This window comes from Ruegeria sp. BB1, from assembly GCF_056539465.1.
The window spans coordinates 455,338-472,673 of record NZ_JBQFVB010000001.1; the positions used below are offsets into that span (position 1 = coordinate 455,338).

A 17,336-nucleotide genomic window follows, 5' to 3' on the forward strand; every position below is an offset into this window, starting at 1 on the left:
TGATACCTGCGCGGCCTCGAATGCTGTGCTTGCGAGTATTCGGGATTGCCGTTATACCCAATCAAAGGAACATAACGAGAACAAACATGGTTGCACTGCATATTCGCGGCCGAGGAGCCGCCACAAATACCACTGGACGGTTCGAACAATTCGACACCATCCCTTGCGACGATGGCTGGGATATCGACGAGGACCTGCCGCCTTTGCGAACCGATGTTCGGGACGAGGTCGCGCGCAGCCTGATTACCTATAACCGTTCGCCGGATTTGCCGTTTGATCGCTCGATCAACCCGTATCGCGGGTGTGAGCATGGTTGTGTCTATTGTTTCGCCCGCCCGACCCATGCCTATCTTGGGCTATCGCCGGGGCTGGATTTCGAAACCCGCCTGATCGCACGGCCAAACGCAGCGGATATCCTGCGCAAGGAGTTGTCGGCCAAAGGGTACAAGGTTGCACCCATTGCCTTGGGTACCAACACGGACCCTTACCAACCGATTGAGAAAACCCGCGCGATTACAAGAGGCTGCCTGTCGGTTCTGCAAGAATTCAATCACCCCATCGCCATCGTCACCAAGGGGGCCTTGGTCGAACGGGACTTGGACATCCTGGCGCACATGGCTCAGCAAGGGTTGGTGCGGGTCGGGATATCCCTGACCACTCTGGATGCTAATCTGTCCCGTCGGATGGAGCCGCGCGCGCCCTCACCACAGCGCCGATTGGCCATGATACGCCGCTTGACCGAAGCTGGGGTGCCGGTGCGGGTCATGACGTCTCCCATAGTGCCTGGTCTGACGGATCATGAGTTGGAACACCTGCTGGAGGCGGGGCGTGAGGCGGGCGCGGATGCTGCCAGTTGGATCATGTTGCGCTTACCGCGTGAAGTATCGACGTTGTGGCAGGAGTGGTTGCAGGATCACGAACCCGCGCGGGCGGAAAAGATCATGTCCAAGCTGCGCGAAATGCACGGGGGCAGGGACTATGACCCGCGCTGGGGCCACCGGATGCGGGGTGAGGGTGAATATGCTGGGTTGATTGCCAAACGGTTTGCCTTGGCGGTCAAGCGCCTAGGCCTTGTAACGCGGACACCGCCCCTGCGATGCGACCTGTTTGCCCGCCCGGCTCAGATCGGCGATCAGTTGAGCCTACTATGAAAGAAGCCCCGGACGCAGGTCCGGGGCTTAAGCATTTCATCGCTGCAATCAGCGGTTTTCGATATCCACGTAATCACGCATGGTTTCGCCCAGATACAGCTGGCGCGGGCGACCGATCTTGTTCTGTGGATCGGCGATCATCTCTTTCCATTGGCTGACCCAGCCAACGGTGCGCGACAGGGCGAAGATCGGCGTGAACATCGAGGTTGGGAAACCCATCGCCTCGAGGATGATGCCCGAATAGAAGTCGACATTCGGGAACAGCTTTTTCTCGGCGAAATACGGATCTTCCAGCGCTTCTCGCTCAAGCTCTTTGGCGACCTGCAGTTTTGGATTGTCTTCGATGCCCAGCAGATCCAGCACTTCGTCAGCGGATTGCTTCATCACCTTGGCGCGCGGGTCAAAGTTCTTGTAGACGCGGTGGCCAAAGCCCATCAGGCGGAACGGATCATCCTTGTCCTTGGCGCGGGCAATGTATTCAGGGATGCGATCCACTGAACCGATCTCTTCCAGCATCTCCAGACACGCTTGGTTGGCGCCACCATGGGCCGGACCCCACAGACAGGCGATACCGGCCGCGATACAGGCAAACGGGTTCGCACCCGAGCTTGAAGCCAGACGCACGGTCGAGGTCGAAGCGTTCTGTTCATGATCCGCGTGCAGGGTAAAGATGCGGTCCATCGCGCGGCTGAGGATCGGGTTAACATCATACTCTTCGGCCGGAACGCTGAAGCACATGCGTAGGAAGTTCGACGCATAGTCCAGGTCGTTGCGCGGATACACGAAGGGCTGACCGGTGTGATACTTGTATGCCCAGGCTGCGATGGTCGGCATCTTGGCGATCAGACGGTGCGACGCAATCTCGCGCTGACGTGGGTCATGAATATCTGTCGAGTCATGATAGAAAGCCGACATTGCACCGACGACGCCAACCATGATTGCCATAGGATGCGCATCGCGACGGAACCCGCGATAGAAATACTGCATCTGTTCGTGCATCATGGTGTGGCGAGTGATCGTGGTCTCGAACTTCTCCAGATCTTTTGCGACTGGCAGCTCTCCGTACAGCAACAGGTAGCACACTTCGAGGAAGTGCGATTTCTCGGCCAGTTGGTCGATCGGATAGCCGCGGTGCAACAGTTCACCCTTATCGCCGTCAATATAGGTGATGGTGCTGTCGCAGCTGGCTGTCGAGGTGAAGCCCGGATCATAGGTGAACACACCCGCATCACTGTACAGTTTGCGAATGTCGATCACATCCGGGCCAACGGTTGGCGAGTGAACCGGCAACTCGTAATTTTCACCATGTACGGTAAGAGTGGCTGTTTTTTTGCTGTCGGTCATCGTTGTCCCTTCTTCGTTCATGAGCACGCCGGGTGAGCGGCCTGCGCGCGGTCAGCGGTCACACACCAAAGTGTTGACCGGTCGTAACGAAGCAGCGTTACCTGAATATTAAGCCAGGGTCATTTTGCTGCGTCGGAAAGCCGTGCCAAGGTTTCTTCACGCCCCAGCACAAGCATCATGTCAAACACCGAAGGAGTCACTGCCCGACCCGCCAAAGCCGCCCGCAAGGGCCCAGCCAGCTTGCCGAACTTGATGCCTTTCGCTTCTGCAAAGGCATTGAGGGTTTCCTCCAGTTCGTTCCGCAACCAGCTAGCATTTTGCACATGCGGCGTCAATTCACTTAGTATACCGTCGGATACTGTTTGCAGTGCTTTTGCCGCTTTCTCATCCGGCTCAATCGGGCGGGAAATCAGCGCAAAGTGTGCTTTTTCAAGCAATTCCGGGAAGGTTCGGGCGCGATCCTTCAGGCAATACATTGCACGTTCAAGAACACTAGATTGTGTCTGAGTGAGAGCAGGAAGGCCCGCCGCATCCAGATAAGCTTCGATTTCATGCCGCAGCGCAGCATCATCAGACGTCGCGATATGCTGACCGCAGAGATTCTCAAGCTTTTTCAGATCAAAGCGGGCCGGACTTTTGCCGATTCCGTCCAAATCAAACCACTCTTTGGCCTGCTCGTCGGTAAAAAACTCATCGTCGCCGTGGCTCCAGCCCAAACGCGCGAGATAGTTGCGCATGCCAGCGGCAGGATAGCCCATCGCCTGATATTCCTGTGCGCCCAAGGCACCGTGACGCTTCGACAGTTTCTTACCGTCTGGTCCGTGAATCAGCGGGATATGTGCCCATACCGGAACGTCCCAACCCATCGCCTCGTAGATCATCATCTGGCGAGCAGCGTTGTTGAGGTGATCGTCGCCCCGTATCACATGCGTCACGCCCATGTCGTGATCATCCACCACCACAGCCAGCATATAAACCGGTGTTCCGTCCGAGCGCAAAAGGACCATGTCGTCCAGCTGATCGTTGCGAATGGTCACATCCCCCTGCACCTGATCGCGGATCACGGTGGCGCCGTCCTGTGGGGCCTTGATACGGATTACAAAAGGTGCATCTGGATGGGTGGCCGGATCAGCGTCACGCCAAGGGCTGCGAAACAGGGTGGACTTGCCGTCGGCCCGAGCCTGCTCACGAAAGGCTGCAATTTCATCCTGGGTTGAAAAACACTTATAGGCTTTACCTTCGGCCAGAAGCTGGTAAGCGACCTCGGCATGGCGTGTGGCACCCTCAAACTGGCTGATTACATCACCATCGTGATCTAGGCCAAGCCATTCCATGCCTTGCAGAATTGCGGCTGTCGCCTCAGGCGTCGAGCGTTCGCGATCCGTGTCTTCGATCCGCAGCAGGAACTTACCGCCACGACCACGAGCATAGAGCCAGTTGAACAACGCAGTGCGGGCACCGCCGATATGCAAAAAACCGGTGGGCGAGGGGGCGAAACGGGTGACGACCTGATCGGACATTGTGTGGATTAACCTTTTGGTAACCGTGTCGGGCATAGTTTGGCGTCTGTCTAACGAGCCCGAAGGACGGGGGCAACCATGCGTGTTCTGACACGGGTCGACGCCGCTTTGCTGAACCAGACAGGGTATTTGTTCCAGTGGTCTCCGATTTGTCTGGCAGTTGGCATCGGCCTCTATTTCAGCCTTCGGTTTGAACCGGAATGGCAGGTCTATGCCTGTCTTCTACTTGGGATCACGTTGCTGGTCTGGGTTGGCCGCACGCGGCGCACTGGCTGGGCTGCGTTGGCAACGGGGGGCGCGCTGATCGCGTCCGGTTTTATACTGGCCGGCGCCCGAGCCCATACGGTCGCAGAGCCGGTCCTGTCCTGGCGTTACTACGGCCCGATCGAGGGGCGGGTCGTAGCCATGGATCGCTCTGCGTCGGACGCGTTGCGGGTCACGCTGGATCGGGTGCGCATAGGGGATGTGCCCGCAGATCGCAGACCGCAGCGCGTCCGGCTTTCACTGCACGGAGGATCGGTTTCCCTGGCGCCTGGGCAAAGGATCATGACCACCGGGCATCTCTCACCGCCGCAAGGGCCGGTTGAACCCGGTGGGTTTGATTTCCGCCGTCATGCCTGGTTTCAAGGGCTGGGCGCGGTTGGCTATACCCGGGTGCCGGTGATGACCATTGCCCCCGCAACTGACGCGACCGAAGGGGTCCGGGTAACTGCCTGGCGTATGGCCATCTCGGAAAGGGTACGTGCCATCCTGCCTGGTGAGGTCGGCGGGTTCGCAGCCGCCGTCACAACCGGAGATCGCAGTGGCATGGGGCAAGAGACGTTAAAATCCCTGCGGGCCTCGAACCTAGCGCATTTGCTGGCGATTTCGGGCCTTCACATGGGGTTGCTGACGGGGTTCGTTTTTCTGGTGTTTCGGTTGGGCTTGTCAGCCATTCCTTCAGTGGCCTTAAGGTTGCCCGTCCGCAAGTTGGCGGCAGTTTGTGCGTTGATCGCGGCCGTCATCTACCTGCTGTTGTCCGGGGGCAATGTTGCAACGGAACGCGCTTTCGTCATGGCCAGCGTAATGCTGGGGGCGATCCTGATCGACCGCCGCGCGATTTCTTTGCGGGCCGTGGCCGTGGCTGCCCTAATCGTGTTGATTCTACGGCCAGAAACATTGTTGAGCCCAGGCTTCCAGATGTCCTTTGCAGCCACTACGGCGCTTGTCGCGGTGTTTGGGCAGTTGCGGGACCATGGCCCAATGCCCGGTCCAAAATGGCTGAAACCGGTGACCGGCTTGCTGTTGTCCTCGGCTATTGCAGGGCTTGCGACCGCTCCTATCGGGGCGGCGCATTTCAACACGATGTCACACTATGGGTTGCTGGCCAATATGCTCTCGGTCCCGGTAATGGGCACGATTGTGGTGCCCGCCGCCTTTGTCGCGGCATTGCTGACCCCTTTCGGGCTAGAGGCGGTCGCATTGAATGTCATGGGTCTGGGGTTGGAGTGGATTCTGATCGTTTCAGACAAGGTGTCAAACTTAGATGGCGCGCAAGGCTATGTCGTTAGTCCGCCGCATTACGTGTTGCCCATGTTTGCGCTGGGGGCGTTGTGGCTGGCGCTGTGGCAGGGCCGCGCAAAATGGATTGGGATTATACCGGTTGCGTCCGCATTTTTGTCGTGGGGGCAGGGGCAAAGACCCGAGGTTCTGATCGCGGATTCAGGCGAGTTGGTGGGTGTCATGACTGAACATGGCCGCGCGCTGAGCAAAGAAAAAGGCAGCGGTTTCATCGCTACGGTATGGTTGGAAAACGACGGTGACGGGGTGGATCAGAAGAAGGCGGCCAGCCGCTGGCCTGATGCAGAAAACGCTGTTCAGCGCTTTGATTGGCAGGGCAAGGAAGTGATTCACATCACCGGAAAACGTGCGGCCCAAGGGTTTGAAGAATGCCAATCAAACCAGATCGTGGTGTCTGCAGTTGAGTTGAACCTGAACGGGGATTGCGGTCTTTTCGATCCGAACCGCCTGAAAGAAACCGGAAGCCTGGCGTTTTCAAAAGGACGCATAACAACCAGCCGAGAGGCAATCGGCCATCGCCTGTGGTCCCCGGCCATCGCCGAGAACCGCAATTTAAAACGGGATCAGTAGCTGCGGATCAACCCGACCAGCCGTCCTTGCACCTTGACCTTGTCCTCGGGCAGAACGCGGGTTTCATAGGCGGGGTTCGCAGCCTCAAGCGCGATAGCATTGCCACGGCGGAAAAAGCGCTTCAGGGTCGCTTCCTGATCTTCGACCAGAGCCACGACGATATCGCCATTATCGGCAACCCGAGTTTCACGGATCACCACGACATCGCCGTCATTGATACCGGCATCGATCATCGAGTCGCCACGTACCTCAAGCGCGTAATGTTCGCCTTTGCCCGAAACCATGCTGCCCGGGACCGCCACACGATGCGATACGTGGCTGATCGCTTCAATCGGGACACCAGCTGCGATACGGCCCATGACTGGCAATTCCAAGGCATCTACAGTGACCGGTTCGAAATTCGCCGCGCGGGGACCTTCGGGCCTGTCGCCTTCAATCACGCGAGGTTTGAAAGCGGCCGTTGGTTCGCCGCCGAGACTCTCGGGCAGCTTCACGATCTCAATCGCGCGCGCCCGGTGGGCAAGGCGACGAATAAAGCCACGTTCTTCTAGCGCAGTGATCAGGCGATGAATCCCGGACTTCGACCGTAAATCCAGCGCGGCCTTCATTTCGTCGAAACTGGGCGGAACACCGTCCGCCTGAACGCGTTTGTGGATGAATTCCAACAAATCCAACTGTTTCTTGGTCAGCATTGCTCACACCTCGTCGGTCATGCGTTTTCTTTTGTTCTACGCATGTTCACGTTTTGTGTCAACGGATTTGAGCGTTGCCTATATCGGCAGGTACAGAACCTCATCCCCCGCGGGGCGCGCCGGATCATTCGGCTCACGTACCAAAAGCGCGTTGGCCTGCGCCAGAACGCCGAGAAGCGAGCTGTCCTGATCGGCACAGGCGCGAATGCCATCCTCACCGAGGACAGCTCGCATATAATGTTCGCGTGGGCCGTTTTTGCCGATGGGCTCGGCCAGCTTGGCCTGGCGAAACGGGGTCAGGGCTTGTTCGATGCCCAACATGCGACGCAACATGGGGATCAGGAAGAGATAACCGCAAACCATTGCACTCACGGGATTTCCCGGCAGTCCAACCATCGCTGTGTCACCCAACTGACCCGCCATCAGGGGTTTCCCGGGGCGCATGCGGATTTTGTAGAACGACCGTTCCATCCCCAATTTCTGAGAAACGTCCCCGACCAGATCGTATTCTCCGACCGAGGCACCCCCGATTGTCACGACCAGATCAGCGCCGCTTGCCAGCCCAAACGCCGTTTCCAAGGACGCGACAGTATCGCGCGCGATCGGCAGAATTCGCACATGTGCACCGGCATCCTCTAGCATGGCTTTCAGGCCAAAAGTGTTCGAAGCGATGATTTGATCCGGGCCTGGGATCTCACCGGGCATAACCAGTTCATCTCCGGTTGAAATCAATGCGACCACGGGTCTGCGTCTGACCGGCACTGTTGCAATATTCATTGCTGCCAACAGCGCGACGTCTTCAGGGCGCAAAAGGCGCGGAGCGCTAATCTTGGTGCCGACGGTAAAGTCGACACCTGCAGGTCGGATATTTGTTTTCGGTCCGGGATCGTCGGTGATTGTAAGCAAATCCCCGCGCCGTTCCGTATCTTCTTGAATAACCACGAAATCAGCACCTTCCGGCACCGGAGCGCCGGTAAAGATACGAACGGCCTGACCGGGGCCCACGGTGCCTTCAAAACGACGCCCGGCAGCGGATTCGCCAACTACTTTGAACATGGCGTGTTGTTCGACTTCGGTCGACTTCAGCGCATAACCATCCATGGAAGAGGCCGAAAATGGCGGTTGATCGCGCGTGGCGCTGAGGTCTTCCGCCAGCACGCGGCCAGCAGATTCGGCAAGCGGAACTGTTTCGGCGTTTAGCGGGGAAACAAGATCAAACAGTAGCGACCGGGCTTCTTCGACCGTAATCATCTCGCCTCGTAACGGCCTGATTTACCGCCATCTTTCAGCAGGACCCGGATACCGCCGATCTCCATCGCCTTATCGACTGCCTTGGTCATGTCATACACAGTCAGCGCCGCGGTTGAGACCGCAGTCAACGCCTCCATCTCAACCCCGGTCTGGCCTGCGGTCTTGACGGTGGCTTCAATCTGTACGCCCGGCAAATCAGGGTTCAGGGTCAACTCAACCGCAACCTTTGTGACTGGCAAGGGGTGGCATAGCGGGATTAGGTCGGGTGTTTTCTTCGCTCCCATGATGCCTGCCAGCCGCGCAATACCCAATACGTCGCCCTTTTTGGCGCGTCCTTCTGAAATTAAATCAAAGGTTTCCTTTGCCATCTGGATGTGGCCAGCCGCCACCGCGACGCGGTCAGTAACAGCCTTGTCCGAGACGTCGACCATATGGGCCTGTCCCTGTGCATCGAAATGGGTCAGAGGCATCACATCACTCCGGGGATCAGCGGGTTTGCCAGCAATTGCCGGGTGGCGGCGGTGACATCATCCTGACGCATCAGGCTTTCCCCAATCAGGAAACACCGCGCGCCATAACGGGCGATATCGGCCAGGTCTTCGGGTGTACTCAGACCGCTTTCACAGACAATCGTCCGACCGCCAGGAACCAGTTTCGACAGACGGCGCGTGGTATCAAGTGTGGTCTCGAAGGTCTTGAGATTACGGTTGTTTATCCCGATCAATGGGCTTTTCAGTTGGGTCGCACGTTCCAGTTCAGCCTCGTCGTGAACTTCGATAAGAACGTCCATCCCCCAGTCAAAGGCCGTTTGTTCCAGCTCGGCCGCCTGACCATCTTCGACCGAGGCCATGATGATTAGAATGCAATCGGCACCCAAAGCGCGCGCTTCGACCACTTGATAAGGGTCGTACATGAAATCCTTACGCAGGGCTGGCAGCGACGTTGCTGCGCGTGCCTCGGTCAAGTATTCCTTGGCGCCTTGGAAGCTAGGCGTGTCGGTCAGTACAGACAGACAGGCTGCACCGCCTTCTTCATACGCCTTGGCCAATGCAGGCGGGTCGAAATCGGCGCGGATCAACCCCTTGGAGGGGCTGGCCTTTTTGACCTCGGCGATCAGGCCATACCCCTTGCGGGTCGCTTTCCGCAAGCTTTCGGCAAAGCCGCGCACTTCGGATGCAAAACGTGCCTCACTTTCCAGTTTTTCCAAGGACTTCTCAGCCTTGTCTGCAGCTATTTCTTCCAGCTTATAGGCTTTGATCTTGTCCAGTACCGTCTCGGTCATGCGGTCTCCTGAGTCATGCGGGCCAGAACCGCGATTTTTTCTTTGGCTTTTCCGCTGTCGATGCTTTCGACGGCTTTTTCGACACCATCCCGCAAATCTGTTGCGGCGTCTGCAACCACCAGCGCGGCGGCAGAGTTCAACAGAACCGCATCGCGATAGGCCGAGGGCTGCCCGTCCAGCAGCGCGCGGAAGGCGACAGCATTTTCTTCGGGTGTTCCGCCGATGATATCCTCGAACGGATGAACCGGTAGGCCCGCGTCTTCGGGGTGAAGTTCCACCTCCTTAACGCCCCCATCCTCTAGTGCTGCGACCCAACTGATGCCAGTGATGGTCAGCTCATCGGTCCCGTCTGATCCGTGTACCAGCCAGGCCCGGTCAGACCCCAGCAGACCAAGCGTTTCGGCCATTGGATGTATCAGGTCGCGGCTGAAGGCTCCGGTCAATTGGCGTTTGACGCCCGCAGGGTTCGTCAAAGGGCCGAGAATGTTGAAGATCGTCCGGGTCCCAAGCTCTTGCCGCGAGGGCATGACATGCGCAATGGCTGGGTGATGCATCGGGGCCATCATAAAGCCGATACCGACCTCTTTCAAAGCGTTCTCAACAATTTCCGGGCCAACCATGACGTTGATCCCCAACTGACCCAAGGCATCCGCTGCCCCGGACTTTGAGCTGAGGTTGCGGTTGCCATGCTTGGCCACGGTGACACCGGCACCAGCGACAACAAATGCCGTGGCGGTTGAGATATTGAGCGTGCCTTTGCCGTCCCCTCCGGTTCCGACGATATCCATTGCACCGTCGGGCGCGGTGACGGCGTTGCACTTGGCGCGCATCACGGCGGCGGCCGCGGCGTATTCCTCGACCGTTTCGCCACGGGTGCGCATGGCCATCAGCAGGCCACCGATCTGGCTGGGCGTGGCTTCACCGTCAAACAAGATACCAAAGGCCTGTTCGGCTTCGGCACGGGTCAGAGGCCGATCGGCGGCGGCTCCGATCAGCGGTTTCAGAGCGTCGCTCATGCGGGAACTTTCATCTCAGACAGGAAATTCTTGAGCAGGGCATGACCATGCTCGGAGGCGATGGATTCCGGGTGGAACTGAACGCCGTGAATCGGCAATTCTTTGTGCTGCAGACCCATAATGGTACGGTCTTCCAGCTCTGCCGTGACCTCAAGACAGTCGGGCAGGGTGTTGGGGTCGACCACCAAAGAATGATAGCGGGTCGCCTCAAATGGCGAGGGCAGCCCGGCAAACACACCTTTTCCGGTGTGGTGCATCGTTCCCATTTTGCCATGTACGATTTCGTGGCAGCGGATGACGTCGCCCCCAAAGGCCTGTCCGATAGTCTGATGGCCAAGACAGACTCCCATCAGCGGCGTTTTCGTTTCAGCCGCTGCTTCGGTCAAGGCCAAGCAGATACCGGCCTGATCCGGATCACAGGGGCCGGGGCTGAGCAGGATGCCGGATGGGTTCATGGCCATGGCTTCCTGAACGTCCAAGGCGTCATTCCGCCGAATGACCATCTCGGCGCCAAGTTCGCCTAAATAATGTACCAGGTTGTAGGTAAACGAGTCGTAGTTGTCGATCAGCAGCAGCATTTGGGCACTTGTCTCGGCTTGGGCATTTCGGGCTGGCGATGCAGCCCCGAGCCACGGTATAATGTCGGGACATACATGCTCAGGCTTGCGCGGCAGCGTCAAGGGGACATCCCGTTCTTGGCGCTGCGGCAAGCAAATGCCGCAGCAGACGGCGAACATGTGATCGATGCAGGGCCAAGACGAGAGGCAATTGTTATGGGCGGATTTGTCGGCGGAATGATCGTGGGAACGGTCGCTGTTCTTGTGCTGGGGGCGGTGCTGTCTTTGAACATGCCTTTGACCAGCAAACCGAACGTGGCGGTTTCTGCGCCTGAACCCTCTCTGGCTGATGTCCCGGATACTGTGGCGGACGCCACTGATACCGGGGGTGACCCCGATGTGCTGGACTTGCCACCAACCACACCCGAATCTGTCGGCGAACAGACGGACACACTGGCTGAATTGTCAGATGTCGAGGTTGAGCCCGATGCCCAGCCCAAAGTCAACCTGGACCCGGCGCAAGTCGATGCGCCCAGCGTTGCTCAATCAGCTCCTGTAATTGCAACCACTGTGGCCCCGGTCGCGCCACAGGCCCCGCCGTTGTCGCAGGTATCCCCAAATGCCGAAGCCTTGCCTGAGGTGTCGCTGGAGGTGCCTGAACCTCAGCCTGAACCCGCCGTCGAACAAGAGCCCGAGGTTGTGGAGGCCGAGCCGAAACCAGAACCCGAGGTTACTGAGGGGGAACAGAAATCGGACCCTGTTGTTGCCGACAGTGCAGCACAACCGGAACCCGAGGTCGCCGCAGCCGCCGATCCGGAAACCGAGGAAAACCCATTTGTCGACAGCCCAATCGCCGTAGAAGGTGATGAGGATACAGCACCGCGCAATTTGCCCCGGATCGCGTCGGTTCCGCAAATTGGCGGGGCAAGCGAAGCGACCACAGTCTCGACAGTCGGAACGCGCGTGGTTCCATTAACGGAACGTGATGATGTTATTGAGGTCAGCACGACCAACGTGGCGGCTGTCCTTCCGGGCAAGCCGATCGAGGCTTATGCGGCGGAATTCGAAAACCCCGAATCCAAGCCGTTGATGTCAATCATTCTGATCGACGATGAAGGCGCCTATGGGGCTGAAGCTCTGCATGATTTTCCTTATCCGCTGAGTTTTGCCGTCAGCCCGTCTGATCCGGACGCTGTGGAAAAGATGGCGCGTCACCGCGAAGCCGGGTTCGAAGTTCTGGCTCTGGCTGATCTACACGAAGCCGCCAGCGCGCAGGATGCCGAAGTATCGCTGGCCGTATGGCTCGACACGCTGCCGGAAACGGTGGGTATTCTCGAAGGCGTGGATTCTGGCATTCAGGGCAATCGCAAGCTTGCCGACCAAGTGGCCGCAATTGCTGCCGGTACAGGGCGTGGTCTGATCACGCAGGACAATGGTCTGAACACTGTCCAAAAACTGGCTGCGCGCAACGGTATTCCATCGGGTGTGATTTTCCGCGATATCGACGGTGCGCGCCAGGACCCCAAGATCATGCGTCGTTTTCTGGACCAAGCGGCATTTCGTGCCGGGCAGGAGGGGACGGTTGTAATGCTGGGCCGTCTGCGCCCTGACACGATCTCGGCTTTGTTGCTGTGGGGGCTTGAAGATCGGGGCAGCCGTGTGGCGATGGCCCCAATCTCCGCAGTGATGATGAAAGAGGTTCAGTAACCTCGGAACAACGAAAACGGCTGGCCCTGAAAGCCCGCCGTTTTTTTATGTGTTGCCAGATCCTGTGAACCGGGACGCATCGGCAGCAGCGCGGCGAATGGCGTTTGATTTATGGACGGTTTCCATAAACTCTGCCTCGGGGTCGCTATCAAAAACAACACCGCCGCCCGCCTGAATATAAAGCTTGTGATCCTTCACGATGGCCGTTCGCAGAGCAATGCACATGTCCATGTCGCCGCCGGCACTGAAATAACCAACGCCGCCGCCATAGATACCGCGCTTTTCAGGCTCCAACTCGTCGATGATCTCCATCGCGCGCACTTTTGGCGCGCCCGAGACGGTGCCCGCAGGCATCCCGGCAAAAAAGGCGTCCAATGCGTCTTTGTCTTCGGCCAGCTCTCCGACCACGTTCGACACGATGTGCATCACATGGCTGTAGCGTTCGATGATGAACTCTTCGGTTGGCCGCACCGTTCCGATCTTGGCCACGCGGCCGGTATCGTTGCGGCCCAGGTCCAGCAACATCAAGTGTTCGGCCAGCTCTTTCTTATCGGCCAGTAGATCGACCTCGTTGGCCTTATCCTCTTCGGGGGTTGCGCCACGGGGTCGGGTACCTGCGATGGGGCGGATTGTCACTTCGTCGCCAAAGACACGCACCAGAATTTCTGGGCTGGCACCGACCACCTGAAAGCCGCCGAAGTTGAAATAGAACATGAACGGAGAGGGGTTAGTGCGCCGCAATGACCGATAGAGCGTGAAGGGCGGCAGCGGGAAATCCTGTGTCCAACGCTGAGCTGGTACCACCTGAAAGATGTCACCTGCGCGGATGTATTCCTTGGCCTTTTCAACCGCTTCCATATAGCCGGATTTGGTGAAATTCGACACCGGAGGCGCGACTTCAGAGGCGTCGCCCAGATCGCGAGTCTCGGCGGGCATGGCGCGTTCTAAATCGCGCACTGCGTCCATCACACGCTCAGCGGCTTGCGCATAGGCAGCCTTGGCGGATTGCCCCTCGGCGACCCAGGCAGGGGAGACGACCGTGACCTCTCCCTTTACACCGTCCAGAACGGCGATGACCGATGGGCGCAGCATAATCGCATCGGGTAGGCCCAGTGGGTCTGGGTTCACATCCGGCAGATACTCGACCAGACGCACCATGTCATACCCAAGATAACCGAACAGCCCTGCGGCGGCTTGAGGCAAATCGTCAGGCAGCGCAATCCGGCTTTCGGCCAGCAAGGCACGCAGATTGTCCATCGGATTGCCATCCTGAGGCGAAAACGCGTCGGCATCGAACCTGGCCGAGCGGTTCAATTCGGACGTCTCACCCCGGCAGCGCCAGATCAGGTCCGGTTTCATCCCGATGATTGAATAGCGGCCACGCACCTCGCCTCCGGTCACGGATTCCAGCATAAAGGCGTCTTTCTGCGCGCCCGTCAGCTTGAGCATCAGGGACACTGGCGTATCCAGATCGGCTGCCAAGCGGGTGTAAACGACCTGATTTTCGCCAGCCTCATAGGCGCGGGCGAAGCTGTCAAACTCGGGGGTCAGGGCCATGTTCGGTCTCTTTTAATAGCTCGACTGCACGGCGTTCAGCGCGCGTTGGTCAATCACGGGACGGGCGCGGGTCTGCGCGTCGCGCACATAAGCGTCAAAGATGTTCTGGGCCAGCGCCTGATTTAGCTGTGCTTCCAGCGCGGTTTGTACCTGGCGCAGTTCATCAGTTTCGGCGGGCGGTAGCAATTCTTCAAGACGCACGACGAACGCCGTGCCATCGCCAGGAATGACTCGCAGCTCACCAGGCTCCATCTCGAACACCTGACCCATGAAATCTGCCGGCACATCCTCAAGGAAAGCGGTGCGGGTCAGCGCATTTTCAACCCGGAACGGCAAACCGGTGGCGGTGAAATCGCCGTCAGCATTCAGTTGCTCCAGAGCGGAATTTGCATTTTCAGCCAACGCCTTGCCGGTTTCCACCTGCGTCCATGCGGCGGCCACACGATCACGTGCGCTTTCCAGAGGCTCGGGGCGTTGGGGCAGCACCTCGTTCAAACGCAAAGCAAAGATCGAACCGTCTTCGAGGAACGCAACCTCGGGGAAATCGCCTTCGTTTACGGCTTCGGCAGCGGCGCGGAAACCGTCATAGGCGGCGACGCCTTCACCGCTTTCGCGGGTCCAGTCGATCTGGCCCAATTCCATTTCGGTCTCGCCGGTCAGTTCTTCCAGCGTTGCACCACCAGCGAGCAGATCGTCAATGTCTTCGGCCTGTGCTTCGATTTGACGACGCGCGCGGTCGGCGGCCAGTTCTTCGCGCAGGGCAGGGGCGGCATCTTCGAACGGCGTGTTGTTTTCGGCCAGCGATCCGTTGATGCGGAACAGCGCGGGGCCGAAGGTCGAGGGCAGCGGGCCAACAACCGCGTCCAGATCGGCGGCAAAGACGGCATCAGCAGCTTCGCCCAGATCTTCGCGGGTGACGTCGCCAAGGTCGATATCGCTCAACTCTAGCTGGCGATCTCGCACGAGGTTTTCGAACGTGGTGCCACCGACCTCAAGCTGCGCAATCGCATGCTGTGCGTCTTCTTCGTTCGGATAAGTCAGACGTTCGACCAGACGTCGCTCGGGCTGATAGAATTCCGAGGCACGCTGATCATAGAGGCGACGCACCGCATCCTCATCAATCTCGACACTGTCCAACAGCATGTCGGGCGACAGAATCGCATAAGTCAGTTGCTTGGTACTGGGCAGGGTGAACTGATCCTGATTCTCATCATAGTAAGTCTGGATCTGCTCATCCGTGGGTGCAGGAACAGGCGATGTCAGGGCGTCGGGCCCGACCGTCGCAACGGTAAAACTGCGGCGTGCGCCGACATAGTCCGTCAGCACTTGCGTCAGAAGCGAAGGCATCTCAACCCCGCTGATCACCGCGTTTTGCACGATGGTGCGCGAGGACTCCTTGCGCAGATCCGATTCGAATTCGGTATCCGTCATGCCAGCCTGTTCCAGCTGGAACTGATAGGCCTCACGGTCAAACGTGCCGTTGACGCCCTGAAAGGCCGGGATGGCGACGATTTCTTCTTGCAGGTTCTCATCCCCGATCGAAATGCCCAGCTCACCGACTTCGTTGTCCAGCGCGGCCAAAGCGGTCAGGCGCGACAGGGCCAACTGATCCAGACCGAACTCATGCGCCTGAGACATTTGCAAGGGCTGGCCGGTCTGGCTTTCGACCGCGCGGATTTCGCGCTGCAATTCGCGAACGTATTGGTTGATCGAAACTTCTTCGTTCCCAACTTGCGCGACGGTGCGCACGGTGCCGGTCAGGCTTGTTGCGCCAAAGCCCGCAAGGCCCAGCATCAATAGGCCCATGAGAATCCAGACAAAGGTCTTCGATAGGTTTTTCATGCCTGCGGCCATGGTGCCCTCTTAATCTTGTGGCAAGGAACTGCCCTGTCGGTTGCGGCCCTGAATACGACGCGCACCGCCGGGGGGCAAGCTCAGAAGGACAGGGCTTGCAACCGTTCGAACAATTGCTGAATACCGGCGCGGTCGAGATTAGCGAATGCAATGCGCATCTGGCGTTTTCCGGCGGGATCATCTGGCGGCATAAACATCGTTCCGGGCAGCAGAAGGATGCCGGCCTCCGCCACCAGACGGCGGGCCAGTTCGTCCGAGGGGATATCGAACGGATGTTCGAAATAGGCGAAATAGGCGCCCAAGCCTAACAGACGCCAACCCTTGTTAGTCAGGTTTGGCAACTGCTCTTGGATAGCCGCGCGGCGATCGAGGATTTCGTCACGCTCTCCGGCGACCCATTGCGACAGGTTCCGCATGCCCCAAAGGGCCGCGAATTGGCCGATCTGACCGGGGCAGATCGCCACCGTATCAAGGAATTTTTCTACTTCGGATAGCAGGTCAGCACCGGTTGCAATGGCACCAACCCGGTGGCCGGTCAGGCGATAGGCTTTGGAAAAGGAATAGAGGTGAACCAGCGTCTCGTCCCAGCCGGGCTGCGCGAACAGGTCATGCGGCGGGCCGCTGCGGCTGTCGAAATCGCGATAGGTCTCATCGACCAGCAAGCGCAGACCGTTTTCACGGGCCAGTTCGTAGAACGCGCGCACCAGATCGGCCGGGTATTCCACACCACCCGGGTTGTTCGGCGTCACCAGAGCGATGGCGCGGGTTTTGTCGGTGATCAAAGCGCGGGCGGCATCAGGATTAGGTAACAGATCATCACCGGTCTTCAGGTCAACGGCATGTACCCCGGCCATGTCCAACCACATTTTGTGATTAAAATACCATGGGGTTGGCAGGATGACCTCATCCCCTTCGTCAGTGATAGCCGAGATTGTGGCGGCAAATGCCTGATTGCAGCCCGAGGTGATTGCGACCTGATCCGGTGCGACCTCGACGTCATAGTGCTGACCAATTTGCACCGCCAGTTCGGTGCGCAGATCCGGATTGCCCAGCACGGGCCCATACAGATGGGCCCGATCCTCGGTCACCGCAAATTCGGCCATGGCCTGACGCAAGGCCAAAGGGGGCGGATCGACCGGCGCGGCCTGGCTGACATTGATCAAAGGCTGGTCGTCAGGGAAATTCGCGCCTTCCAGCCAGCGCCGCGCCTCCATCACCGGTGGGGCGAAGGTGGCGGCGGTGCGTGTCCGGGTCATGCGAGATCCTAGATGTTCA

14 protein-coding genes are annotated in these 17,336 nt (G+C 58.6%); 3 read left to right on the forward strand and 11 right to left on the reverse strand.

What is annotated here, in order from left to right; translation table 11 throughout:
- The first annotated feature begins 86 nt into the window (after positions 1 to 86).
- Entirely contained in the window at positions 87 to 1,151 is a 1,065-nt protein-coding gene (locus ACR0AL_RS02340; RefSeq protein ID WP_480661814.1) for a PA0069 family radical SAM protein, read from the forward strand.
- A 48-nt stretch (positions 1,152 to 1,199) separates the two neighbouring features.
- On the opposite strand, the gene gltA is transcribed toward ACR0AL_RS02340, so the two are convergent.
- Together gltA and gltX are read right to left on the reverse strand one after the other, a co-directional pair.
- On the reverse strand, positions 1,200 to 2,495 hold the full coding sequence (gltA, locus tag ACR0AL_RS02345) for a citrate synthase (RefSeq protein ID WP_170348831.1): 1,296 nt from the start codon (positions 2,493 to 2,495) through the stop codon (positions 1,200 to 1,202).
- A 119-nt stretch (positions 2,496 to 2,614) separates the two neighbouring features.
- Positions 2,615 to 4,015, reverse strand: a complete 1,401-nt coding sequence (gene gltX, locus ACR0AL_RS02350; RefSeq protein ID WP_480662537.1) for a glutamate--tRNA ligase — start codon at positions 4,013 to 4,015, stop codon at positions 2,615 to 2,617.
- A 78-nt stretch (positions 4,016 to 4,093) separates the two neighbouring features.
- Here gltX and ACR0AL_RS02355 point away from each other — a divergent pair, with 78 nt between their 5' ends.
- Entirely contained in the window at positions 4,094 to 6,145 is a 2,052-nt protein-coding gene (locus ACR0AL_RS02355; RefSeq protein WP_480661816.1) for a ComEC/Rec2 family competence protein, read from the forward strand.
- Here the strand turns inward: ACR0AL_RS02355 and lexA are convergent.
- The 6 genes from lexA to ACR0AL_RS02385 form a co-directional block, all read right to left on the reverse strand.
- Entirely contained in the window at positions 6,139 to 6,837 is a 699-nt protein-coding gene (gene lexA / locus ACR0AL_RS02360; RefSeq protein WP_480646826.1) for a transcriptional repressor LexA, read from the reverse strand. The two genes, ACR0AL_RS02355 and lexA, sit on opposite strands and share 7 nt — an antisense overlap.
- Before the next feature lie 78 nt (positions 6,838 to 6,915).
- The gene (locus ACR0AL_RS02365) at positions 6,916 to 8,088 is read right to left on the reverse strand and encodes a molybdopterin molybdotransferase MoeA (protein WP_480661818.1); all 1,173 of its coding nucleotides are present in this window, start codon (positions 8,086 to 8,088) and stop codon (positions 6,916 to 6,918) included.
- Positions 8,085 to 8,558, reverse strand: coding sequence for a cyclic pyranopterin monophosphate synthase MoaC (gene moaC, locus ACR0AL_RS02370; RefSeq protein WP_480661820.1), 474 nt, complete (start codon positions 8,556 to 8,558; stop codon positions 8,085 to 8,087). The genes ACR0AL_RS02365 and moaC overlap by 4 nt, the downstream gene beginning before the upstream one ends.
- Positions 8,558 to 9,370: an indole-3-glycerol phosphate synthase TrpC gene (gene trpC / locus ACR0AL_RS02375; RefSeq protein ID WP_170348826.1), complete on the reverse strand. Its 813-nt coding sequence runs from the start codon at positions 9,368 to 9,370 to the stop codon at positions 8,558 to 8,560. The genes moaC and trpC overlap by 1 nt, the downstream gene beginning before the upstream one ends.
- Positions 9,367 to 10,386 (reverse strand): anthranilate phosphoribosyltransferase, encoded by a 1,020-nt coding sequence (gene trpD, locus ACR0AL_RS02380; protein ID WP_480661822.1) that lies wholly within the window; start codon positions 10,384 to 10,386, stop codon positions 9,367 to 9,369. Before trpD ends, trpC begins: the two co-directional genes overlap by 4 nt.
- A complete protein-coding gene (locus ACR0AL_RS02385) occupies positions 10,383 to 10,964 on the reverse strand; it encodes an anthranilate synthase component II (RefSeq protein ID WP_480661824.1) in 582 nt (193 codons plus the stop codon). Before ACR0AL_RS02385 ends, trpD begins: the two co-directional genes overlap by 4 nt.
- Positions 10,965 to 11,039: 75 nt before the next feature.
- Here ACR0AL_RS02385 and ACR0AL_RS02390 point away from each other — a divergent pair, with 75 nt between their 5' ends.
- Positions 11,040 to 12,650, forward strand: coding sequence for a divergent polysaccharide deacetylase family protein (locus tag ACR0AL_RS02390; protein WP_480661826.1), 1,611 nt, complete (start codon positions 11,040 to 11,042; stop codon positions 12,648 to 12,650).
- Positions 12,651 to 12,695: 45 nt separating this feature from the next.
- On the opposite strand, the gene trpE is transcribed toward ACR0AL_RS02390, so the two are convergent.
- The 3 genes from trpE to ACR0AL_RS02405 form a co-directional block, all read right to left on the reverse strand.
- Positions 12,696 to 14,207 carry an anthranilate synthase component I gene (trpE, locus tag ACR0AL_RS02395; protein WP_170410000.1) on the reverse strand — a complete coding sequence of 504 codons (1,512 nt, stop codon included), beginning with the start codon at positions 14,205 to 14,207 and terminating at the stop codon, positions 12,696 to 12,698.
- A gap of 12 nt (positions 14,208 to 14,219) precedes the next feature.
- On the reverse strand, positions 14,220 to 16,061 hold the full coding sequence (locus ACR0AL_RS02400) for a peptidyl-prolyl cis-trans isomerase (RefSeq protein WP_170348822.1): 1,842 nt from the start codon (positions 16,059 to 16,061) through the stop codon (positions 14,220 to 14,222).
- An 80-nt stretch (positions 16,062 to 16,141) separates the two neighbouring features.
- Positions 16,142 to 17,317, reverse strand: coding sequence for an aminotransferase (locus tag ACR0AL_RS02405; RefSeq protein ID WP_170348821.1), 1,176 nt, complete (start codon positions 17,315 to 17,317; stop codon positions 16,142 to 16,144).
- Between the last annotated feature and the right edge of the window lie 19 nt (positions 17,318 to 17,336).

Excerpts from the sequence above, each read along its gene's own strand:
- trpD (WP_480661822.1), bottom strand. The coding sequence starts at position 10,386 with ATGAGCGACGCTCTGAAACCGCTGATCGGAGCCGCCGCCGATCGGCCT.
- ACR0AL_RS02405 (WP_170348821.1), bottom strand. The coding sequence starts at position 17,317 with ATGACCCGGACACGCACCGCCGCCACCTTCGCCCCACCGGTGATGGAG.
- ACR0AL_RS02385 (WP_480661824.1), bottom strand. The coding sequence starts at position 10,964 with ATGCTGCTGCTGATCGACAACTACGACTCGTTTACCTACAACCTGGTA.
- lexA (WP_480646826.1), bottom strand. The coding sequence starts at position 6,837 with ATGCTGACCAAGAAACAGTTGGATTTGTTGGAATTCATCCACAAACGC.
- trpE (WP_170410000.1), bottom strand. The coding sequence starts at position 14,207 with ATGGCCCTGACCCCCGAGTTTGACAGCTTCGCCCGCGCCTATGAGGCT.
- moaC (WP_480661820.1), bottom strand. The coding sequence starts at position 8,558 with ATGCCTCTGACCCATTTCGATGCACAGGGACAGGCCCATATGGTCGAC.
- ACR0AL_RS02340 (WP_480661814.1), top strand. The coding sequence starts at position 87 with ATGGTTGCACTGCATATTCGCGGCCGAGGAGCCGCCACAAATACCACT.
- ACR0AL_RS02400 (WP_170348822.1), bottom strand. The coding sequence starts at position 16,061 with ATGGCCGCAGGCATGAAAAACCTATCGAAGACCTTTGTCTGGATTCTC.
- gltX (WP_480662537.1), bottom strand. The coding sequence starts at position 4,015 with ATGTCCGATCAGGTCGTCACCCGTTTCGCCCCCTCGCCCACCGGTTTT.
- ACR0AL_RS02390 (WP_480661826.1), top strand. The coding sequence starts at position 11,040 with ATGCTCAGGCTTGCGCGGCAGCGTCAAGGGGACATCCCGTTCTTGGCG.
- ACR0AL_RS02355 (WP_480661816.1), top strand. The coding sequence starts at position 4,094 with ATGCGTGTTCTGACACGGGTCGACGCCGCTTTGCTGAACCAGACAGGG.
- trpC (WP_170348826.1), bottom strand. The coding sequence starts at position 9,370 with ATGACCGAGACGGTACTGGACAAGATCAAAGCCTATAAGCTGGAAGAA.
- gltA (WP_170348831.1), bottom strand. The coding sequence starts at position 2,495 with ATGACCGACAGCAAAAAAACAGCCACTCTTACCGTACATGGTGAAAAT.
- ACR0AL_RS02365 (WP_480661818.1), bottom strand. The coding sequence starts at position 8,088 with ATGATTACGGTCGAAGAAGCCCGGTCGCTACTGTTTGATCTTGTTTCC.